Annotated in this window: 11 protein-coding genes; all 11 read left to right on the top strand. The window is 49.5% G+C overall.

Annotated features, from left to right (window positions below; translation table 11 throughout):
- Positions 1–6 precede the first annotated feature (6 nt).
- The 11 genes from MYS68_RS24435 (at position 7) to MYS68_RS24385 (ending at position 18,730) form a co-directional block, all read left to right on the top strand.
- Entirely contained in the window at positions 7–1,641 is a 1,635-nt protein-coding gene (locus tag MYS68_RS24435; protein WP_248928339.1) for a type 2 periplasmic-binding domain-containing protein, read from the top strand.
- 66 nt (positions 1,642–1,707) lie between these two features.
- Positions 1,708–2,598 (top strand): DUF6528 family protein, encoded by an 891-nt coding sequence (locus MYS68_RS24430; protein WP_248928338.1) that lies wholly within the window; start codon positions 1,708–1,710, stop codon positions 2,596–2,598.
- 13 nt (positions 2,599–2,611) lie between these two features.
- The gene (locus MYS68_RS24425) at positions 2,612–3,481 is read left to right on the top strand and encodes a sugar phosphate isomerase/epimerase family protein (RefSeq protein ID WP_248928337.1); all 870 of its coding nucleotides are present in this window, start codon (positions 2,612–2,614) and stop codon (positions 3,479–3,481) included.
- Positions 3,482–3,775: 294 nt separating this feature from the next.
- Positions 3,776–4,792 carry a DUF6528 family protein gene (locus MYS68_RS24420; protein ID WP_248928336.1) on the top strand — a complete coding sequence of 339 codons (1,017 nt, stop codon included), beginning with the start codon at positions 3,776–3,778 and terminating at the stop codon, positions 4,790–4,792.
- Positions 4,793–4,952: 160 nt separating this feature from the next.
- Positions 4,953–6,644: a DUF4091 domain-containing protein gene (locus tag MYS68_RS24415; RefSeq protein WP_248928335.1), complete on the top strand. Its 1,692-nt coding sequence runs from the start codon at positions 4,953–4,955 to the stop codon at positions 6,642–6,644.
- Positions 6,645–7,329: 685 nt separating this feature from the next.
- Positions 7,330–9,009, top strand: a complete 1,680-nt coding sequence (locus tag MYS68_RS24410; RefSeq protein ID WP_248928334.1) for a hypothetical protein — start codon at positions 7,330–7,332, stop codon at positions 9,007–9,009.
- Between the two features lie 241 nt (positions 9,010–9,250).
- Positions 9,251–11,446: a helix-turn-helix transcriptional regulator gene (locus MYS68_RS24405; protein WP_248928333.1), complete on the top strand. Its 2,196-nt coding sequence runs from the start codon at positions 9,251–9,253 to the stop codon at positions 11,444–11,446.
- 481 nt (positions 11,447–11,927) lie between these two features.
- The gene (locus MYS68_RS24400) at positions 11,928–14,984 is read left to right on the top strand and encodes an S-layer homology domain-containing protein (RefSeq protein ID WP_248928332.1); all 3,057 of its coding nucleotides are present in this window, start codon (positions 11,928–11,930) and stop codon (positions 14,982–14,984) included.
- 391 nt (positions 14,985–15,375) lie between these two features.
- A complete protein-coding gene (locus MYS68_RS24395) occupies positions 15,376–16,242 on the top strand; it encodes an ABC transporter permease (RefSeq protein WP_248931002.1) in 867 nt (288 codons plus the stop codon).
- Entirely contained in the window at positions 16,243–17,109 is an 867-nt protein-coding gene (locus tag MYS68_RS24390; protein ID WP_248928331.1) for a carbohydrate ABC transporter permease, read from the top strand.
- A 55-nt stretch (positions 17,110–17,164) separates the two neighbouring features.
- Positions 17,165–18,730, top strand: coding sequence for an extracellular solute-binding protein (locus MYS68_RS24385; RefSeq protein WP_248928330.1), 1,566 nt, complete (start codon positions 17,165–17,167; stop codon positions 18,728–18,730).
- Positions 18,731–18,762 lie beyond the last annotated feature (32 nt).

The following is an 18,762-nucleotide window of genomic DNA, read 5'->3' as shown; positions in this document are numbered from 1 at the left end:
CACACGATGAACAGAACGAAACGTTATGCAGCTGCCATGATGGCGCTTGCTTTGCCGGCCGCTCTGATCGCAGGATGCGGCGAAGCGAATCAACCGGCACCCTCCGCGGGGCAAACCGGGGAAGGGGCTTCAAAAAATGCGAAGAAACTCGATATTTCCATCTCGTTTTTCAATATCGGCAAAGCGTTTCCCGACCGGAATTCCGATCCGTTCCTGAAAATGATCGAAAGCCGGTTCAACGTCAACATCGTCGACAAGGTGATCAGTTACGCCGACTATAAGGAGAAGTATCAGCTGTGGGCTGCTTCCGGGGACCTGCCGGACGTGTTCAGCGACGACAACATCAACTCGGAAGGATATTATTCCTGGATCAAGCAAGGCATCATCCGGCCGCTGCCGTCCGATTTGAGCAAATATCCGAACGTGCAGAAGGTGCTGAGCTTAAACGACACGAAGCCGCTGAACGTGGACGGCAAGTATTATATGATCCCGCGCCAAACTTACCTCGAGCCGGATCAATGGGCGATCGAGCGCGCCGTCGTGGTGCGTAAAGATTGGCTGGATAAGCTCGGGCTCAAGGACCCGGTCACGTACGACGATTATTTGAACATGTACAAGTCGTTCGCGCAGAAGGACCCGGACGGCAACGGGAAAAACGACACGATCGGCCTCACGTTCCGCTCGACCTCCAGCATGCTGCTGCCTGTAGCGGGAGGCTCGTTCCCCCATGTGATCAACGGCTCGTGGGTGAAGGAAAACGGCAAATACATCCCGTATTATGCATCCGGTCAAATGAAAACCGTCGTCAAGCAGCTGCGGCAAATGTATGCGGAAGGCGCGATCGATCCCGACTTCGCGATCATGAAGCCGAATGACGGCTACGAAAAATTCGGCCAAGGCAAGGTGGGAGCCATTTCCGTACAAGCGACTCCGAACGCCCTCTCCGCGCTGAGAGCTTCGTGGGACAAATACGTCAAGGATAAGAAGTTCGAGGAATCGGTGAAAATTTTGCCCGTGTCGTGGGCGGCGGAAGACGGATCCCGGTACCGGTACAATGCGGTGACGTTCTGGTCGGAGAGCTATTTCAGCTCCAAGGTGAGCGACGAGAAGATGGACCGGATTTTGCAAATCTACGATTACTTGCTCTCAGACGAGTTCATGACGTTTAAGCGGTACGGGATGGAAGGCAAGGATTATAAAAAAGATGGCGACAAATTTACGATCACTCGCGAAAAAAACGAAAACGGCCAATACAAGTCGCTCGGCTCGATGTATCCGTCATACGGCGGTTTGTTCGGAGCGCTCGCGGCATGGGGTCAGCAGCTCGAGCTGGAGGACACCGAGACGGCCCGGATCAATTACGGCGAGCAGTTGTGGACGCTATCGCATGACGCGTTAAAATACAATGTCGAAAAGCTGAAGCCGGTGCCGACCAATTTCAAGGTGGAGCTGCTGTACACCCCGGCCAAATCGAAGCTGAGCGCGATCAATGCGACGGAAGACGTGATCAAGGTGATGCTCGGCAAGGACGATCCGGTAACGATGTGGGACAACATCGTGAAAGGCTACGACAGCAAGGGGCTGCAGCAGGCGATCAAGGAAGTGAACGATGCCGTACAGCAGCAAGGACTCGACAAATAATGTTATCGCCGTAACCGATTAGAGAGTAGGGAATCCAAACTATCCTTAGAGAGAGGGACAAACGTTATGCTGCGTGCCAAAGACGGTCTTATCGCCGGGTGCGATCAGGCTTCAAGCCGAATTCTCATATTCGATCCGGCGGACTCCGATTGGAACGGAGAGCGGGCGGTGAAATGGGCGTGGTCGCCAAGCCGCTCGAACGGGTTTGACGACGATCTGGTGGCTGCGTGGGGGCTGCCGACCGACGCGAAGGTGCGAACGAGCGAGAAGTGGGGCGGCCAGTGGATGGTCGTCACCGATTCGAAGGGGCTTGCGGCCATCGTTTCTTACCCGGAGGGAGACGGCAGGCGATGGGCGCACTGCGTCGGCGGCAACCCACATTCGGCCGAGCTGCTGCCGGACGGCAACCTTGCCGTCGCCTCCAGCACGGGCGGCTTCGTGCGGCTGTACGCTTCGTCGCAAGGGCCGTCCGCCTCCGCATACGCCGAATATCGCTTCCCGGGCGCGCACGGTGTGCATTGGGATGCGCGCCTGCAGCTGCTCTGGGCGCTTGGCGACGACGAGCTCGTCGCCCTGGCGGCGGAAGGCACCGCCGCCAGGCCGGTGCTTCGCGAAGCGCGAAAGACGGCGCTTCCGACCCGGCACGGCCACGATCTTCAGCCGGTGCACGGCGATCCGGACCGGCTGTGGATCAGCACGGGCACCTGCGTATATCAATATGTCAAGTCGGCGGATGCGTTCGATTCGTCCTATCCGGGCCATGGTGCGATCAGCCGGCCCGGCGTCAAAAGCGTAGGCAATTTGTTGTCCGGAACGGTGGTTTCCACCGTACCGAAGAAAGGCAGCCTGTACGACTGGACGACGGACACGGTGCAGTTTGCTTTGCCGGAAGCGCAGAGGGTACGGGAAGGAGCGGCCTTCTACAAGGCGCGGATTTTGAACCCGATCTATGAGTGAAGGGGGCTTACCAATGGCGGGCAACCAAGGGGCCGGACGGTTCCCGGAGAAGTCGGACCCGGCGCAATGGCCGATAGGCGTTTCTTTGTCGCTCGAAGCGTGGAAGCAAGGCGGCATTGACCTCGGCCGCTTCTCCGCCGCCGGCATTCGCCGTATCGAGCTGGCTTGGCGCAGCGCCGCCTTCGATATGTTCGAGCCCGAGAACGAGCGCTGCTGCTTCGAGCTGATCGTCCGTGCGAGGCAGCTCGGCATCGAGGTATGGACGATGCATCTGCCCTACGGGACGGCGTGGGACGTCTCCGCCATGGACGAAGCGCAGCGCAGCGCAGCGATCGCCCTGCATGCCCGGCTGCTGCAGCTTGCGGGGCGGTGGGGCATCGGCAGGGCTGTGCTGCATCCGAGCTGGGAGCCGATCGCGGCGGAGGAACGGGCCGCGCGCATCGCGGCATGCAAACTGGCGCTGCCGGTTTTAGCCGGAGAGGCGGAGCGCCTTGGCGTCCGCATCGCCGTGGAATGCTTGCCGCGAACGTGTCTCGGCCGCACAAGCGGGGAGATGCTTGAGCTAGTCAGCTGCGACGGGCGGCTTGGCGTATGCGTCGACGTGAACCATCTGCTGCAGGAGACGCCCGAGCATTTTATCCGGCAGCTTTCCGGGCGCATCATCACAGTGCATATGTCCGATTACGACGGCACGGATGAGCGGCATTGGCTGCCGGGCAAAGGGATCATCCGCTGGAACGAAGTGATCGGCTCGCTGTCCGAGCAAGGCTACTCCGGGCCGTTTCTGTTCGAGGTGCGAAATCCCGATCCGGACGAGGTAGCGGACTGCTGGAGCCGGCTGCTTCATGACTACAAGCAAGCGCAGGATGGAACTTCCGGCTGACGGCAGCGTGGATGAAAGGTGAAGGTCCAACGCCAGGCAGGAACCTGCATTGAGGCGGGTGCAATGCGTTCCGCATCCGATTGACCGAAAATACTTCTGCGGCCGGAGCGCCGCGCGCGTATTCCGAAAGGCCGATGCCGCTCGGCGCCTGACGGCCTGCGGAAAGCCGATCCATAAACTTGGCATCCCAAGAGAGCTGCAGGACCTCGGTTGTGAAGCTCTCTTGTTTGTATTTACGAAATGCCGCTTGGGATGTTGTCACTTTAGGAAGACAAATGAAGGAGGTAATCGTGATTGAAATGGATCGGAACATCGAGGCTGGGATTATGGCTTGCGGTCGTGCTGACCGCCGCCGTTACGCTGTCGGCGCTGCTGCAAGGAATCGGACCGAACCCGGCGAAAGCCGGAACGGGCGATTACGATATCGCGATGAGCGAGCAAAGCACGGATAAAATCCTCGTGATGGACCCGAACGCCGCCGATTGGAACAGCAGCAGCGCGGTGAAATGGTCGTGGGCGCCGACAACTTCGAACGGCTTCTCCGGCCTTACGGCTTACTGGGGAACTCCGACCGAAGCGAGGCTTAGAAACAGCAGCTTTTTCGGCGGGCAAGTGATGCTCGTGACCGACTCCAAGGGGCTGGCCGGCATCATTCCTTATCCGGCCGGCAACGCGAAGCTTTGGGCGGCGAATGTGGGGGGCAACCCGCATGCGGCCGAGCTGCTGCCGAACGGCAACGTGGCGATTGCCGCCAGCACGGGCGGCTGGGTCCGGGTGTATACGTCGTCGCAAAGCAGCACGTCGGCGACCTACGCCGAGTACTCGCTGCCTTCCGCACACGGCGTACTGTGGGACCCTGCCGGCGAGCTGCTGTGGACGATCGGCAACGCGGCGATCGTCGGACTTAAGGTCGGCGGCACCGCTGCGGCACCGACCCTTACGGAACAGGTGCGGTTAGACGTAACGAAGCTGAACGGTCACGATATCCAGCCGGTATACGGCGATACCGATCGGTTGTGGGTCGCTTCCGGAGGGAAGGTATATCAATATGTCAAATCGACGAATTCACTGGACCTGACGTATGCAGGGGCGAGCAGCATCAGCCGTGTCGGCGTTAAATCCGTCGGCAACCAGGTGTCGGGCCAGGTGGTGGAAACGGTGACCGATACGGCGAAATCTCCTCCCGGCGCATGCAGTACGGTCAATAACTGGTGTACGGACACGGTGGATATGTTCCTGCCTGATGCGACCCGAACCCGTACCGGCGCCGTGTTTTATAAGGCGCGCATCATGAACCCGAACTATCAGTAAGCAGCCGGCTGCGTGCCGGTGAAGGGGCTTTCCGGCCGGCCGAAGGCTCTGAGCGGCACCGCCGGCCGGAATACGCGCGCGGCGCTGTGCCCGCATGTGGAACGGAACACGGGCCGCCGGAGATCCGGCGGCCCAATAAACATAAGGAGCGTGAATACGTTTGTACGCCGGACTGCAGTCGATGTTTTACAAATACGCGAATGGTTATGGCGGATGGGAGGAACATCGCCAAGCCGCTGCTTGTAAGCACAAGGAACTGGTTTGTTTGCGTAGGGACAGCGCGGCGCTTCAAGCCGTCGTGAGCGCGGACGAACCTTTTTTGCTCACGGTATCGGAAGACACCTTGTTTTGGAAAGGCGGTCCGCTGCCGATTGTCCGCCTGGAGGTCGAAATGGACGGTCCGCTCGGGATTAAGGTCCATTTGATTGGGCTCACCCCGGATGACGACGGACTTCATAAATCCGATGTGCTGCTGGAACAGAGCAGCCTTTATGTCGCGGCGCGGCAGGTGCAGCAGGTATGGATCGAGCTGGAAGCCGGGGCGGGCGTTCCGCCGGCGATGTACGAGGGAAAGATTCGCTTGTACCGGCATACGATGTTCGAGGATGAGCGTCTTATGGAAGAGCTGATCTTTACCGTGAGCGTGCGCGAGGATATGCTGCCCGAACCGAAAGACTACCGGTTTTACCTCGATCTGTGGCAGCATCCTTCGAACATCGCCCGCAAATACGACGCCGAGCTTTGGTCGGAGGAGCACTTCGCCATTCTCGACCGCTACCTGGCGAGCCTGGCGGCCCTCGGGCAAAAAGCGCTGTCCGTCGTCGTATCGGAAATTCCGTGGTCCGGGCAGTTTTCACATATGGACGGGGAGCCGTCCGACTTGTTTGAATACAGCATCGTACGGACGGTTCGCCGGAAGGACGGGACGTTTTCGTACGATTACTCAGCGCTGGACCGGTATATCGAATTGGGAGAGCGTCACGGCATTTCGAGCGAGATCGAGGTGTTCGGCTTGCTGAACATTTGGCAAAAGGACATGTACGGCGCGATCGTCGACGGGTATCCCGACGGCATCCGCATCCGCTACTTTGATGAAGCGGACCGAAGCTACAAGTTCATTCGCGAGCGGGAGCCGCTTGAGCGTTATATCGTTTCGCTGGAGGCGCATTTCGCGGTCAAAGGTTGGGTGCAGCGCGTGCGCATTCTCGCCGACGAACCGTCCGACATCGAGTTGTTTCGGCTGCGGACAGAGCGGCTTCGCCGGCTGGCGCCCTCCTTCCGCCTGAAGGTGGCGATCAATCATCAGGAATTCCTGCATGAGCCGCTCGAAGGGATGCATGATGCGGTGCCGATCCTGCATTGCGCCCTCGAATATACAGGAGGCCCGCCAACCGTTCCGGGCAGACGATTGTTTTACGTCTGCTGCTATCCCGACAAGCCGAATACGTTTCTCCGCTCCCCGGCGCTCGAATCGCGGCTGCTGCCTTGGCTGGCCGAGGAACTCGGATACGACGGAATGCTGCGCTGGAATTATACCGTTTGGCCGGACGAACCGATGCGCAGCGTACGCTACCGCCCTTCCGTTTGGCCGGCGGGGGATACGAACTTCGTTTATCCCGGACGCCGGGGTTCTCCGCTGCTATCGCTCCGGTACAAGTGGCTGCAGCGCGGCATCCGCGATTTCGAGTACATGCAGCTGCTGAAGGAAACCGGGCGGGAAACCGCCGTGCTCGCGGCGCGGAGCTGCGTGTTCCGGTACGCCAAGGCGGCCGATATCGTGTCGGGCGGGCCCGATACGCAGCCGTACAGCCTGGATCCGGACGATTACGACAGCTTGTACCGCCAGGAGTAAACGCGAGCGGGCGGGTAATATGGAGTGAGTATATTTTTCGTAACGGTGAAAGTTATTTAAAGCAGCTCGAGGAAAAATTTAGTTCAGGATCACTTGCCCCGGTCCCCCCTCCACGATTACCCTGCGGAGTTCAAGGACTTCCTGGAAAAGGAATGGTATCCAGCAACGGCAGACGCCGAGAAGGAATACGTAGAGTATATGAGCAAGGCGGGCAAATAACGCGGCCCTTTTGCGCCGCGCCCGACCATCGATTTTCTTGTCGCCAAACCGGGCGGTTTCTTCTTACTGCTCATGTTGAAGCGGAGAGCGAAAAGGGCTCTCCGCTTATATTTTTTTATCTACTAATCCAACAATATATATCTAAATCCTCTTTTTATTCGGCAACTTGTTGCATTTAGCGGTGGATTGGAGATCTTCGATATTGAGTCCGGGTATACATGCCCGTATTCTTGAGTCAAACAGAAGAGTACATGACATCCAAAACTCTATGGGAGGTGATTGGAATGAGATAATATTCGATTCGGAAAAATTGGCCGAAGTCGTTGAACTGCATTTGGAACCGTTTGCAAGAGTTAATATGGAACTGGGCTAGTGACGCAAATAATCTTCCGCACGATGACAGTATAATAATGTGCTTGACTTTAATGTTGAGTTGAATCTGTATTATTTAAAGTCGGAGGCGAGTATGATGAAAAAAATAATGATTCCAGTCCTAGTTACGATGAGTCTTTTATTTTCCGCAGCAACGCCGGCATTCGCTTCAAACGTATCTTCAGACAGCAACAGCGTAGAAGCCAACAAAAATGGAATTGGAAGAGTGGCTATAAGCACTGTTCCATTGCCGTCTTCTGTGAAGAAATTGGAGAGCAGTACTTACACTTACTCAGGGAAAGTGCTCATTATTTATAAAACTGAAAACGATATCAATACGGCCGATTTTTGGAACATCGCTGTTCTAAACGATGATGGAACAAATTTTAAGGTCATCTATTCCGGAGTCATACCAACAAAGCCAAAGTCGCCCGGTATCCGGATTATGCCATTCCAGGATAATAAGCGAGTGCTACTGGGGGATTATGTGCTGGAATGCGCGCCGAGCATCGACAACAGCACTAGCGCAAAAATAGTTCCTGTCGTATTTCCGTCGAGCTTAGTAGATGATGCACGCATAACCAGACACTGGTCAGAAATAATCATAGCACCTGACAATAAGCATATGAGTTGGACAATTCTCCGCTCGGATATTGGCGGAGCGGCAGCTATCGGCGTCTTGGATCGTAAAACGGATAGCTATGTTCTCGAAAAGGTGCAGCTCATTAGTACAATACCGACCTTTAAAAATGACCCGAATAGGCCAGGTTTTATGATTCCCAACCCCTTGAGAGGAGGAGAAGTAAAGCAGTTTGTAAAAGGAGGAAATGCAATATCCGTTGTTGGGGGGAAGGCATTCAGTACTCCCGATTCCGTCGTACAGGATTTGAATTCCGAAAATACTACGCAAATCACCTATACTCCCGGATATGATGAAACAACCATCTTCTCCCCTGACGAGCGGTTGGGAATGGTGATGAGCACCCGATTCTCAGAACATACGGACCCGGCCATATTCGGACTCATGCCCAGACCCTATGGCATATATACCTTCACGGATATGATGTGGCCGCTGTATACGTATGCAATAACCGGGGTACGCAATTTCAGGGATGGCAACATCGGTCCGGTATTGATCGACATCAATCGTTCCAAAACCCAAGCAGGATATAAAGGGGTTCAACTCACTACCGATACGAACTGGGTTTATTATTCACCTATGTCCTGGCATCCGGAAGGCAAACGTGCTATGTGGCTGGAAGTGTATAGGGGCAGCGGCGGCTCGCAAATGCGGATTCAGAAAGTAGACCTGCTTGATTATAAACCTCACAAACCTGTTCCGATTAAACCAACTACCGATAATATCCCGTATGGTATAAAAGACTTGACCGTACTCAGTTCCGTTAATCCGAATGTGGACGGGAAAATTGCAGGTAAATCCTCGGGTTACCTCATCTATAAAAGAAGTGGATCTTCCATTTTCTCAGGACAGTCGGAAGTACAGTATGTGAACTTTAGCGATGATGGCGTGAATTTCTATAATGGATATGAGAAGACAACTATTAATGCTGCCGGTGAAAGCCGTTATGAAGCTAATGTTCAATTGACGGGCGCTAAGCAGGGTGAGACGAAATTCAGGGCAACGTTTTCGGCACTCGGAGGAGCCACCCCTGCAAAGCTTTTGTTTGATACAGATGCAGACGGTAAGCCCAAGAGCTACGGATATGCTACATACAATGGTATCACATTAAATATCGAAGATCTGTTGGAATAATATACAATACTTCACTTTACATCGTTCGCTCAAAAGCACCCCGAAAAAAATTCGGGGTGCTTGTATGTACGTTCAGTATGAAAGGCGGGTGCTCCGCTAATTTGAGTCGGCCAATGGATATTGAAACCACTGGCAAATCTGCAAGGGATGGTTTACTATCATTAAGAAGTTACATTGTTTGCTTCCCGGTGAATGAAAAGACGGATAAAGGGAACATGAATTTTAAAGGGGAAAGTATGGCATGAACTTGCATAGGCTCAAAGCGAAATGGATTTATTCGAATATCAAGACGAGGCTGATTCTCATACTGACACTCGTCATTGGCCTTGCCATCTCCATGGTTGGAATTGTGATGTATAGTCTTGCTAAATATTCGCTTCTACAGGAGATCAAGGTTCCTCACCAACAGATGCTCACATTCGCCAGGGACGATGTTGACAGTAAGATGGCGGATATCATTACAACCTCTATTTATGCGGTACTCGATCCGAAAACCATTGATTTTATGCATTATGATAACCATAAAAACATGGACACCATACTTGGGCTCGTATCTATGCTGGATACGTTAACTCGAAACAGTTCGATAATCGACAGTATATATATCTATGACGGGAATAATCAGCATGTTGTCGGCAGTTCACCTTACGGATTTAATTCCAGTATTGAAACATTCGGTGATAAAAGCTGGCTCCCGCAATTAGCTCGAGTCGACAAAGACACTAATAAGTTGACATTCGTTAAAAGAAAGAAGGATCAAGGCGAAGTTATAAGCTTGATTAGAAGAATATACGAGGACAATAAAATATCGGGGTTTCTGGTGATAAACCTTAAATCTTCAAAGTTGTTTTCCCAAATGATTCCTGCCGAGTCCAATGTGAGCGAAGCCATTCGAATCATTCAAGACTCGAATGGAGAGATCTTGTTTTCGGTTGGCGAACCCAATAAAGATATTTTGAACCCAAGCCGATTTTTTATAACCCAGATGACCTCAACATCAACCGGATGGAATTACATTTATGCAGTACCCCAAGAGCAAATTCTTGGGAAGGTGAAATGGATTCGAACCATGACCTTCGTGGTGTCAGCCATCACCATGTTGATCGGAATGATGATCATCTTCCAAATTCATCGTATCACCTTCAGACCGATTGAACGAATTATCAAAATGGTTCAGAACCATCGGAATGAGGCCATGGAGGTGGACCTGATTCAATTGGAATCCTATGTCGGCAGACTCCTTACTCAGCTTACCGTCCTGCACACCAGCAACAAAGAATTAAAAGCCAAATTTCTTCAAGATACGGTTTACGGAAAGCTAAGCCGCAAGGAATTTGATCGAAAGTGGCGATTGTTATATTCGGATTGGCGTTCCGACCTGCCCGTTTACGCTGTTATCGTTTCGGTTGATGCCTATTACAAGTGGCTGAATGAATACAAACAAGATGACCAGCTAGTGCTTAAGTTTGCAATAGGCAATATTTTCGAGGAGGTTCTTGGTGAAGGTTTTCGAGTGCAGTTTGAGGATTTAACTCAGGACCGCAGCGCTTTCATTGTACAGCCTCTATCCCCAGATATCGAAATACAGATGTTCTATGATAAGCTTCAATACGGGATCGAAGTGACGAACAAGTTATTAAAAATTTCGATTTCCATCGGTGTTGGCGAGCCGCTTAATCCTATCAGCAGCCAGCTAAGCATTCGTTACAAGCAAGTAGAAGGGTTGTTGTTGGACCGCTTGTATGCCGGCTATCAGAAACTCCATGTCCCGGAGCAAGCCTTACCATACTCAGAAGCGTCGGGCGGTGGCTCGAAAAGCGAAACAATCCACGAAATCGTGCAAGGAATTAAAGAAGGAAAACCGGAATATGTCAACAGCATCTTAGAGAAAATACGAATCGATTGGGAAACGGCTATGGCTAAGCCCCCATTCGTCTTTCGGTGGTATTCCAGCCTGATGAAGGAAATGATAAAAGAATTCAGGGATCATGACGATGATCAATTTCAGGAAATGATGGAATCACTTGATTCCCTTCATACATTATCGTTTGCGGATTTGCATCTTATGGCTTCGGATGAAGCCGCAAAATTGGCAGAAGAGGTCAAGAAAAGAAAGCCAACGAAACACGATAACTACCTGAGGAAAATGATTGATTTTATTCAAGAGCACTATCCGGAAAATATCGGTGTGGCGCATGTAGCTGAGGCGGCAGGCATCAGTCCGTCCCAGGCCAATAGTATCTTTAATCAAGAGACCGGAAATGCTGTCTATGATTATATAACTCGAGTACGCATTGAGAAAGCGGAACAATTGCTTAAGAATACGAATTTGAAAGTAACCGAGGTTTCGGAGAAAGTCGGATACGCAAGCGAAAACAGCTTTATTCGCAATTTTAAAAAAATCAAAGGGGTTACGCCCGGCAAATATAAAGGGTAGAACGATTTCTTGTTGAAGCGGAGGAGCGGAAAAGGCTCTCCGCTTCTATTTTTTATCTACAAATCCAACAATCTATATCTATTTCCTCTAAACATTAGGCACATTGTTGCATTTAGCGGTGGATTAGAGATCTTCGATGTTGAGTCTGGCTTGAGATGCTTGTATTCTTAGGTCAAACCGAAGTGGAGATTCATGCCATTCTGTTAAACGAAATTCGAGTTAAGGTATTTAAACGTTTTCTGCTAGCCTTCCCCTAAATAATACAGTGTTTTGTGTAAGCGCGTACAAATTTAGACATACCTGATACCAAATTTGGGAGGTGAAATGGGATGAGTCAAAGTAACACATTGTACAGATTTGAGAAATCGCTTACAAACTGATTGAACTTTCGATTCTTCGTCTTCCAAATGAGCAGAAGGCACTGAATGACCTTGTCGCAATTGCGATCCAAATCTCAATTATGAAGCTGGAGGTTAATGTGTTGAAGAAAAGAATCATATCAGCCCTGGTTATGCTAAGTATTTTATTGTCGATGGTACCGGCATCTGTTTTAGGCGCACCTGCTTCTGTTGGTGAAATTGGAAGGGTGCGAGTAAGTACTATGTCACTGCCTAGTACTGTGGCACAAATAGAAGTTGGTACTTATACATACTCTGGGAAAGTACTTGTTGCGTATAAAACAGCGAACGATATCGATACGGCCAATTATTGGAACATTGCTGTTGTCAACGATGATGGTACGGAGTTTAAGAATATTTTCTCGGGATTAATAACGCCCATTGGAAAGGGAGTTTCCGGTTTTCGGCTGATGCCATATCAGGACAATAAACGGGTACTGCTAGGAGATTATGTCCTTGAATGCACGCCCAATATTGACGCCTGCACAAGCTCACAACTGGTTCCGGTAGAATATCCGGCGAGCATCGTAAGTAGTGCAATTCGTCTTTGGTCAGAAATAATCATAGCGCCTGACAATAATCATATGAGTTGGACGACACTCACCTCCTTAGCGAGTGCAAATTCATACTATGGTACCCTGACACGTGGAACGGATAAATATACTATCGAAAACATGCAACGTGTGAGTGCGGGGGAAGTGAAACAGTTTATACATGGCGGACAAGCAATAAGCAGTGCTGGAGGCAGATCTGATAATGTGAATACCGATTCCGTTGCGACGGATTTGATGACCGGAGTTGTCACACCCATCACAATAACACCTGGTTATGATGAAACAACGATTATGTCACCCGATGAACGTTTAGGCCTGGAATTTGGTGACCGGTTTTCTAGAAATACAACTACGGCAATATTTGGACTGTTTCCCATCCCCAACGTGCCGGGTTTAGCTGCAGTTTTGTATGGTAATGCTGTAAAATCGGTACGCGCTGTGAGGGATGGCAGCATCGGTCCGGTATTGGTAGACATTGATCGTTCTATGAACGAAGATGGGTACATGGGAATAAATCTCAACATGGATCCTAATTGGATTTACTATTCCCCTATGTCCTGGCATCCGGACGGGAAACGTGCCATGTTTATGGAAGTGCTAAGAGGCACCGGAATACTGCGTATTCGGATCGTGAAACTGCTTGATTATACACCAAAAACACCTGTGCCGGCTGTAACACTTCCTGATATTATTCCGGGTGCTTTAACTTCGACAGAAACAACCTCAGGTACAACGAGAATTGATGGGAAAAACTCAGGATACATCAGCATTAGCGGAAATACAAAAACTTACGATAACTTTAGTGACGATGGCGTGAATTTCTATAACGGATATGTAACCCTGAAAATGGGTATGACTTCGACTGCAGAAAGCGTTTTTGAAGCTAACATTAAATTAACCGGTCCGAAGCCAGGTGAAATGAATTTAAGGGCAACATTTGGTCCACGTCAAGGAAATCAGCCTAATCGGTTTCTGTATGATATGGCTTCAGATGGAAAACCAAAAACTTACGGATATTCCACATATAACGGTGTTACACTATATATGGACGATCTGAAAGATTCAATTAAGGCGCTGCTGGACGATACCTTTGATAACGAGGCTGTGGGAGCAGCTCCCAGTTGGACCGTAAGCCAGCCTTCCGGTACGGCTGTTTCCATAGCGAATGAAAATGCGCCGACAGCTCCTGGATGCGGCGGTTGTACCGTTAGTGTCCTCAGGAGTGTGTATTTGAAGGACAATTCAACGATCAACTATGCTCAGGTTTCCAAGACATTTGCCAGTCAAACGGGAGCGGTCATTGCTCAATGGAATTTCAAGGATGGCAGTGATGTGGCCGGTGACAGGTTCCAATTGAGGAGCGGAAATACAGTAGCGGCATCTGTATATATGAATGGATCCGGTAATTTGATGGCAGACGGTACAGCAATTCAGAAGGTATCCCCGAATACATGGTATAATATAAAGCTGGCAGCAAATCCTGATATAGATAAGTATGACATATATGTTAACCAAATTTTAATGGCGTCAGGGATAGCATTTACAACACCGGTAACCAGCCTGGACAATGTTAGCTTCCAGACAGGGGCGGCCAACCAGAACTCAATGTTTATAGACGATGTACGGGTGATTTGGGCCAGCAATAACCTCAAAGGACTTATTTTAAGTGCAGGTTCGTTGACACCTAATTTTGACCCGAACGTAACCTCCTATACTTTGCGTGTTAGCAACAATGTTTCCAGAACCACAGTAACGGCCAGCGTATACGACGGCGGTGCAAGTGTTAAAATTAACGATAATCCTGCAGCCACCGAAGTTGCATCTGAGGCCATAGCATTAGGTGTTGGACACACTGCCATTCCGATAGTGGTAACAGCACAGGACGGCAGCCAAAAGACGTACAATATCGATGTTATCAGGGCTCCATCAAGTTCTGGCAGATCGCGCCACTCAAATACATCATCTGCGAGCAGCTCCGCAACTGCACCGGTGCCCACTGAAACACCTGCACCAACAGCAACAGCAACACCCGCACCAACAGCAACACCGGCACAATCTTCGTCTAACTTAGGTGATGTAAAGAGCCATTGGGCGGAGGCTGCTATCAACAAATTGGTAACCTTGGGAGCCGTTAGCGGATATGGAGATGGAAGCTTCAAACCAAATAACAACATCACCCGAGCGGAGTTTATCACCATACTGGTAAAAGCATTCAAACTGGAAGATAAAGCAGGGAAGACCTTTACAGATACCGCTAACCACTGGGCGAAGGATTACATATCCATAGCGACCGCTAACGGTATTGCAGGCGGTTATAACGATTCCACTTTTGGCCCCGATGACCTTATTACCCGTGAGCAGATGGCCGTCATGATCTACTATGTTGTGAAGCCTTCCGGGGTAAGCAGTGATTCGCAGTTTTCCGATGAATCCGCTCTCTCCTCCTGGGCCAAAGCAGCCGTAGAAGCAGCCAAGAAGAACGGAATCATTGAAGGATATTCCGACGGAAGCTTCAAACCTCAGGCAAATGCAACGAGAGCAGAGGCAGTGACGATTATTGTGAAGGCACTGGGATTAAACAAATAGGTATTGCGGCCTTGGTCCTGAATCCATCGGATCGAGGCCGTTTAATTTTTCCTGTAATTGCTCATTATTGCAAAGATATAGTTATCAATGTCGTAAATAGAACGATTTCATATTGAAGCGGTAGAGCGGATAAAGCTCTCCGTTTCTATTTTTTTTATCGACAAATCCAACAATATATATCTAAATCCTCTTTTTATTCGTCAATTTGTTGCATTAAGCGGTGGATTGGAGAACTAGGGTGTTGAAACCGGCTATAGATGCCCGTTATTCTTGAGTCAAACAGAAGTGGAGGAGTCAGATAGAGATGAAACCAGTCACATTATCTAACCATCAAGAAGCGCTTGTTGCGAAAAAGTCCTCCGGCGTATTAGACCATCTAAGAAAGCATTGGATGCTTTATTCGATGGCACTGCCGGGAATCGTCTTCTTTATTATGTTCCGGTATATCCCTTTGCTCGGATCTGTCATTGCGTTTCAGGATTATCAGATCCTCAATGGCATATTCAAGAGTCCCTGGGTGGGTTGGGCAAATTTTGAGTACATCTTTCGTTACCCGGATTTCCTGAATGTGCTAAAGAACACAATCCTAATAAGTACTTATCAATTGTTGTTCGGATTTCCGGCTCCCATTATTCTTGCCGTTCTGTTAAACGAAATTCGACTCATGGTCTTTAAACGTTTTCTGCAAACTTTCTTTTACCTCCCGCACTTCTTGTCTTGGGTCATCATAGCCGGATTGGTTTTCGAATTACTCTCGCTCCATGGCATCGTAAACAGCATAAGGCATCTGTTAGGCGCCGAGCCTATTTTGTACATGCAGAAATCCGAGTATTTCAAAGGAATCGTTGTCGCTTCTGCGATTTGGCGGGAGACCGGATGGAGCGCCATTATTTATCTGGCAGCTATCGCAGGCATCAATCCCAGCTTGTATGAAGCGGCAACCATGGATGGAGCCGGCAAGATAAGACAAATCGTAAGCATCACACTGCCCTCCTTGATCCCGACGATTATGGTTTTATTTCTTTTAAAGATCGGATCATTCCTTGAGCTCGGATTTGAGCAAGTGTATGTGTTTCTCACTCCAATGACGAATTCGACCGGGGACATTATCGATACGTATGTATACCGGGTGGGGGCATTAGGCGGACAATACAGCATTACAACCGCAATCGGATTATTCCAGTCGGTCATTGGTTTCATCTTGCTATGGTCCTTCAACAAGTTATCCAACAAAACAACAGGACAGGGGTTGTGGTAAATGAAGACGAGTTTTGGGGAGCGTGTCTTCTCAAGTGCAAACTACATCATACTAGCTTTGTTATCATTGACGATGCTATTTCCGATTGTCCATGTAGCTGCAATTTCTCTTAGCTCTAAAGTTGCGGCAGAGGGAAGACAAGTATTTTTATGGCCAGTTGACTTTAATATTTCGGCATGGAAGCATATCTTAACTCGCACTGATTTGTGGCAATCGTTTGGTGTTAATGTATTTGTTACCATTGTCGGAACTGTTGTTGGATTGTTTCTAACTTGTCTATTGGCTTATCCTCTGACGAAGAAAGCATTCGTGATTCGGAAAATTGTATTATTAGCTGTCATTTTAACGATGATCTTCAAGCCACCGATGATACCTTACTTTCTTGTCTTGAAGAGTTACGGATTTTATAACAGCATGCTTGCTTTGATCATCCCGAGTCTTATTCATGTGTTTAATTTAATGCTTGTCGTAACTTTCTTCAGACAATTGCCCCACGAGCTTGAGGAAGCGGCACATATGGACGGTGCACATGCCTATCAGATTCTGCTGCAAGTTGTTATGCCGTTATCCAAACCTGTACTGGCAACGGTTGGATTATTTATGGCTGTCTCTTACTGGAATCTATTTTACCATGCGGTTCTCTTCATTACGGATAAAAAGTTGTATCCCTTGCAATTAAAGCTGAGGGAGTTCATCACGGAATCGGAAGGTCTTGTCGACATCCGGGTTGCAGGGACGCTTGAGTATAACACGCAGACGATCGAGTCTGCTGCGATTATCGTTGCTACAATTCCCATCATTCTGGTGTATCCGTTCATTCAAAAATATTTTGTTAAAGGCGCAACGCTCGGCTCAGTGAAGGAATGATATTAGGCTTAAAGCTTAATATATAAATTAATGCGAAACGAAAGGGGTCGGAAACATGGCAATACAATCAACAACGAAACGTATGGTCGCAATGTTAACGGCAGGATCATTGCTAGCCTTAACAGCGGCAGGCTGTACAACCACAAGTTCAGGTGAAAGTGACAAAGCAGCTGGAAATGCTTCCGAGACTGAACAGAACAAGGGAATCAAGACAGTCAGCATCCTCATGTATAGCGATTATGGGAAAATGCCCGGGCCAAGCGATAAACAGATTCAATACGTTACGGAGAAAACAGGGATTTCAATCAAAGCGGAAACGCTGCCATGGAATGGCGGTACCGACTTTACGAAAGGATTAAACGTCAAGATGGCGGCAAATGAACTTCCGGATTTGTTCCTGCCTAAGGGAGTTGAAGATACGCTGCTGAAGCAAGGCGCTTTGCTTGCCCTGGATGATCTGCTGCCAAAGTATGCGCCTACTTTGTATCAGACCATCCCCAAGGATGTATGGGATTCCATACGTGCTAACTCTCCGGATGGAAAAATCTATTTCATACCTAGAGTCAATTTGTACCCAAGGTACACTTCACTGATTCGCAAAGATTGGTTGGACAAGGTAAACCTGAAGGTTCCGACAACGAAGGACGAATATGTTGCCGTCCTGAAGGCATTCCGCGATCAAGATCCCAATGGCAACGGCAAAGCGGACGAGATTCCGACCAGCGGAAGGGAACTTGGGCGTTGGATGGATCAATTGTTTCTGATGTATGGCGTTGCAACGATCGAAGGTTACCCGGTTTGGGATGTATACAACAATGAACTGACCTATTCGGCAGTAACTTCGAATATGAAAGAAGCCATTAAATTTGCCCACGAGCTTTACAAAGAAAAATTGCTGGATAATGAAACGTTCTTGAATAAAGAACAGACTTGGAAAGCAAAGGTCCAGCAAGACAAGATCGGAAGCTGGTACCATGTCACGGATGGTATCCAAAAATTCTTCAACGAAAATTTGTCTAAAGTGAATCCGAATGCCAATATTGTCGGTATGGCCGTGCCCAAGGTGGACGGGTTCCAAGGCTTTACTCCGAATTGGCAAATCAACAGTATGCAATGGGCTATTCCAAAATCGTCCAAAAACGCTGTGGAAGCGATGAAGCTCCTGGAGTTTTATGCGAAACCCGAGAATCGTGACTTTGTTCTTTTCGGAATCGAAGGCGAGCATCATGAAGTAAAGGATGGCAAGAAAAAACTGTTGCCGGTAAGTCCGGATATGACCTATTTGATCGGAAGCGAATTATACCCGATTATTACAAAAGAGCAGATCACGAAAACAATTCAGGATTCATACGAACCTAAGATTGCCCAGATGATGATTGACGCGATGACGGTTGCGGAAAAAGACGGGAAGACGATCGCAGGCAATGGAATTCCTACTTCGATCTATGACGGTTACCCCGATATCCAGGCGCATAAGCTTTACCAAGAATATATGTCGAAGATTATTGTCGGTGACTGGCCGATCGAGAAATTTGACGAATTCGTTCAAAAATGGAAAAGCAGCGGCGGAGACGAAGTAACGAAGCGAGCGCGCGAGTGGTATGCAAAGAAGAAGAAATAAGAAATAGGACGGAGCCCTATAAAACTGGGGCT

It is taken from the genome of Paenibacillus hamazuiensis (genome assembly GCF_023276405.1).
Lineage (GTDB): Bacteria > Bacillota > Bacilli > Paenibacillales > NBRC-103111 > Paenibacillus_AF > Paenibacillus_AF hamazuiensis.
Note: the sequence above shows the minus strand (reverse complement) of the source record. Positions and strands in the feature narration are given on the sequence as shown.

Excerpts from the sequence above, each read along its gene's own strand:
- MYS68_RS24385 (WP_248928330.1), top strand. The coding sequence starts at position 17,165 with ATGGCAATACAATCAACAACGAAACGTATGGTCGCAATGTTAACGGCA.
- MYS68_RS24405 (WP_248928333.1), top strand. The coding sequence starts at position 9,251 with ATGAACTTGCATAGGCTCAAAGCGAAATGGATTTATTCGAATATCAAG.
- MYS68_RS24410 (WP_248928334.1), top strand. The coding sequence starts at position 7,330 with ATGATGAAAAAAATAATGATTCCAGTCCTAGTTACGATGAGTCTTTTA.
- MYS68_RS24425 (WP_248928337.1), top strand. The coding sequence starts at position 2,612 with ATGGCGGGCAACCAAGGGGCCGGACGGTTCCCGGAGAAGTCGGACCCG.
- MYS68_RS24435 (WP_248928339.1), top strand. The coding sequence starts at position 7 with ATGAACAGAACGAAACGTTATGCAGCTGCCATGATGGCGCTTGCTTTG.
- MYS68_RS24390 (WP_248928331.1), top strand. The coding sequence starts at position 16,243 with ATGAAGACGAGTTTTGGGGAGCGTGTCTTCTCAAGTGCAAACTACATC.
- MYS68_RS24430 (WP_248928338.1), top strand. The coding sequence starts at position 1,708 with ATGCTGCGTGCCAAAGACGGTCTTATCGCCGGGTGCGATCAGGCTTCA.
- MYS68_RS24395 (WP_248931002.1), top strand. The coding sequence starts at position 15,376 with ATGCTTTATTCGATGGCACTGCCGGGAATCGTCTTCTTTATTATGTTC.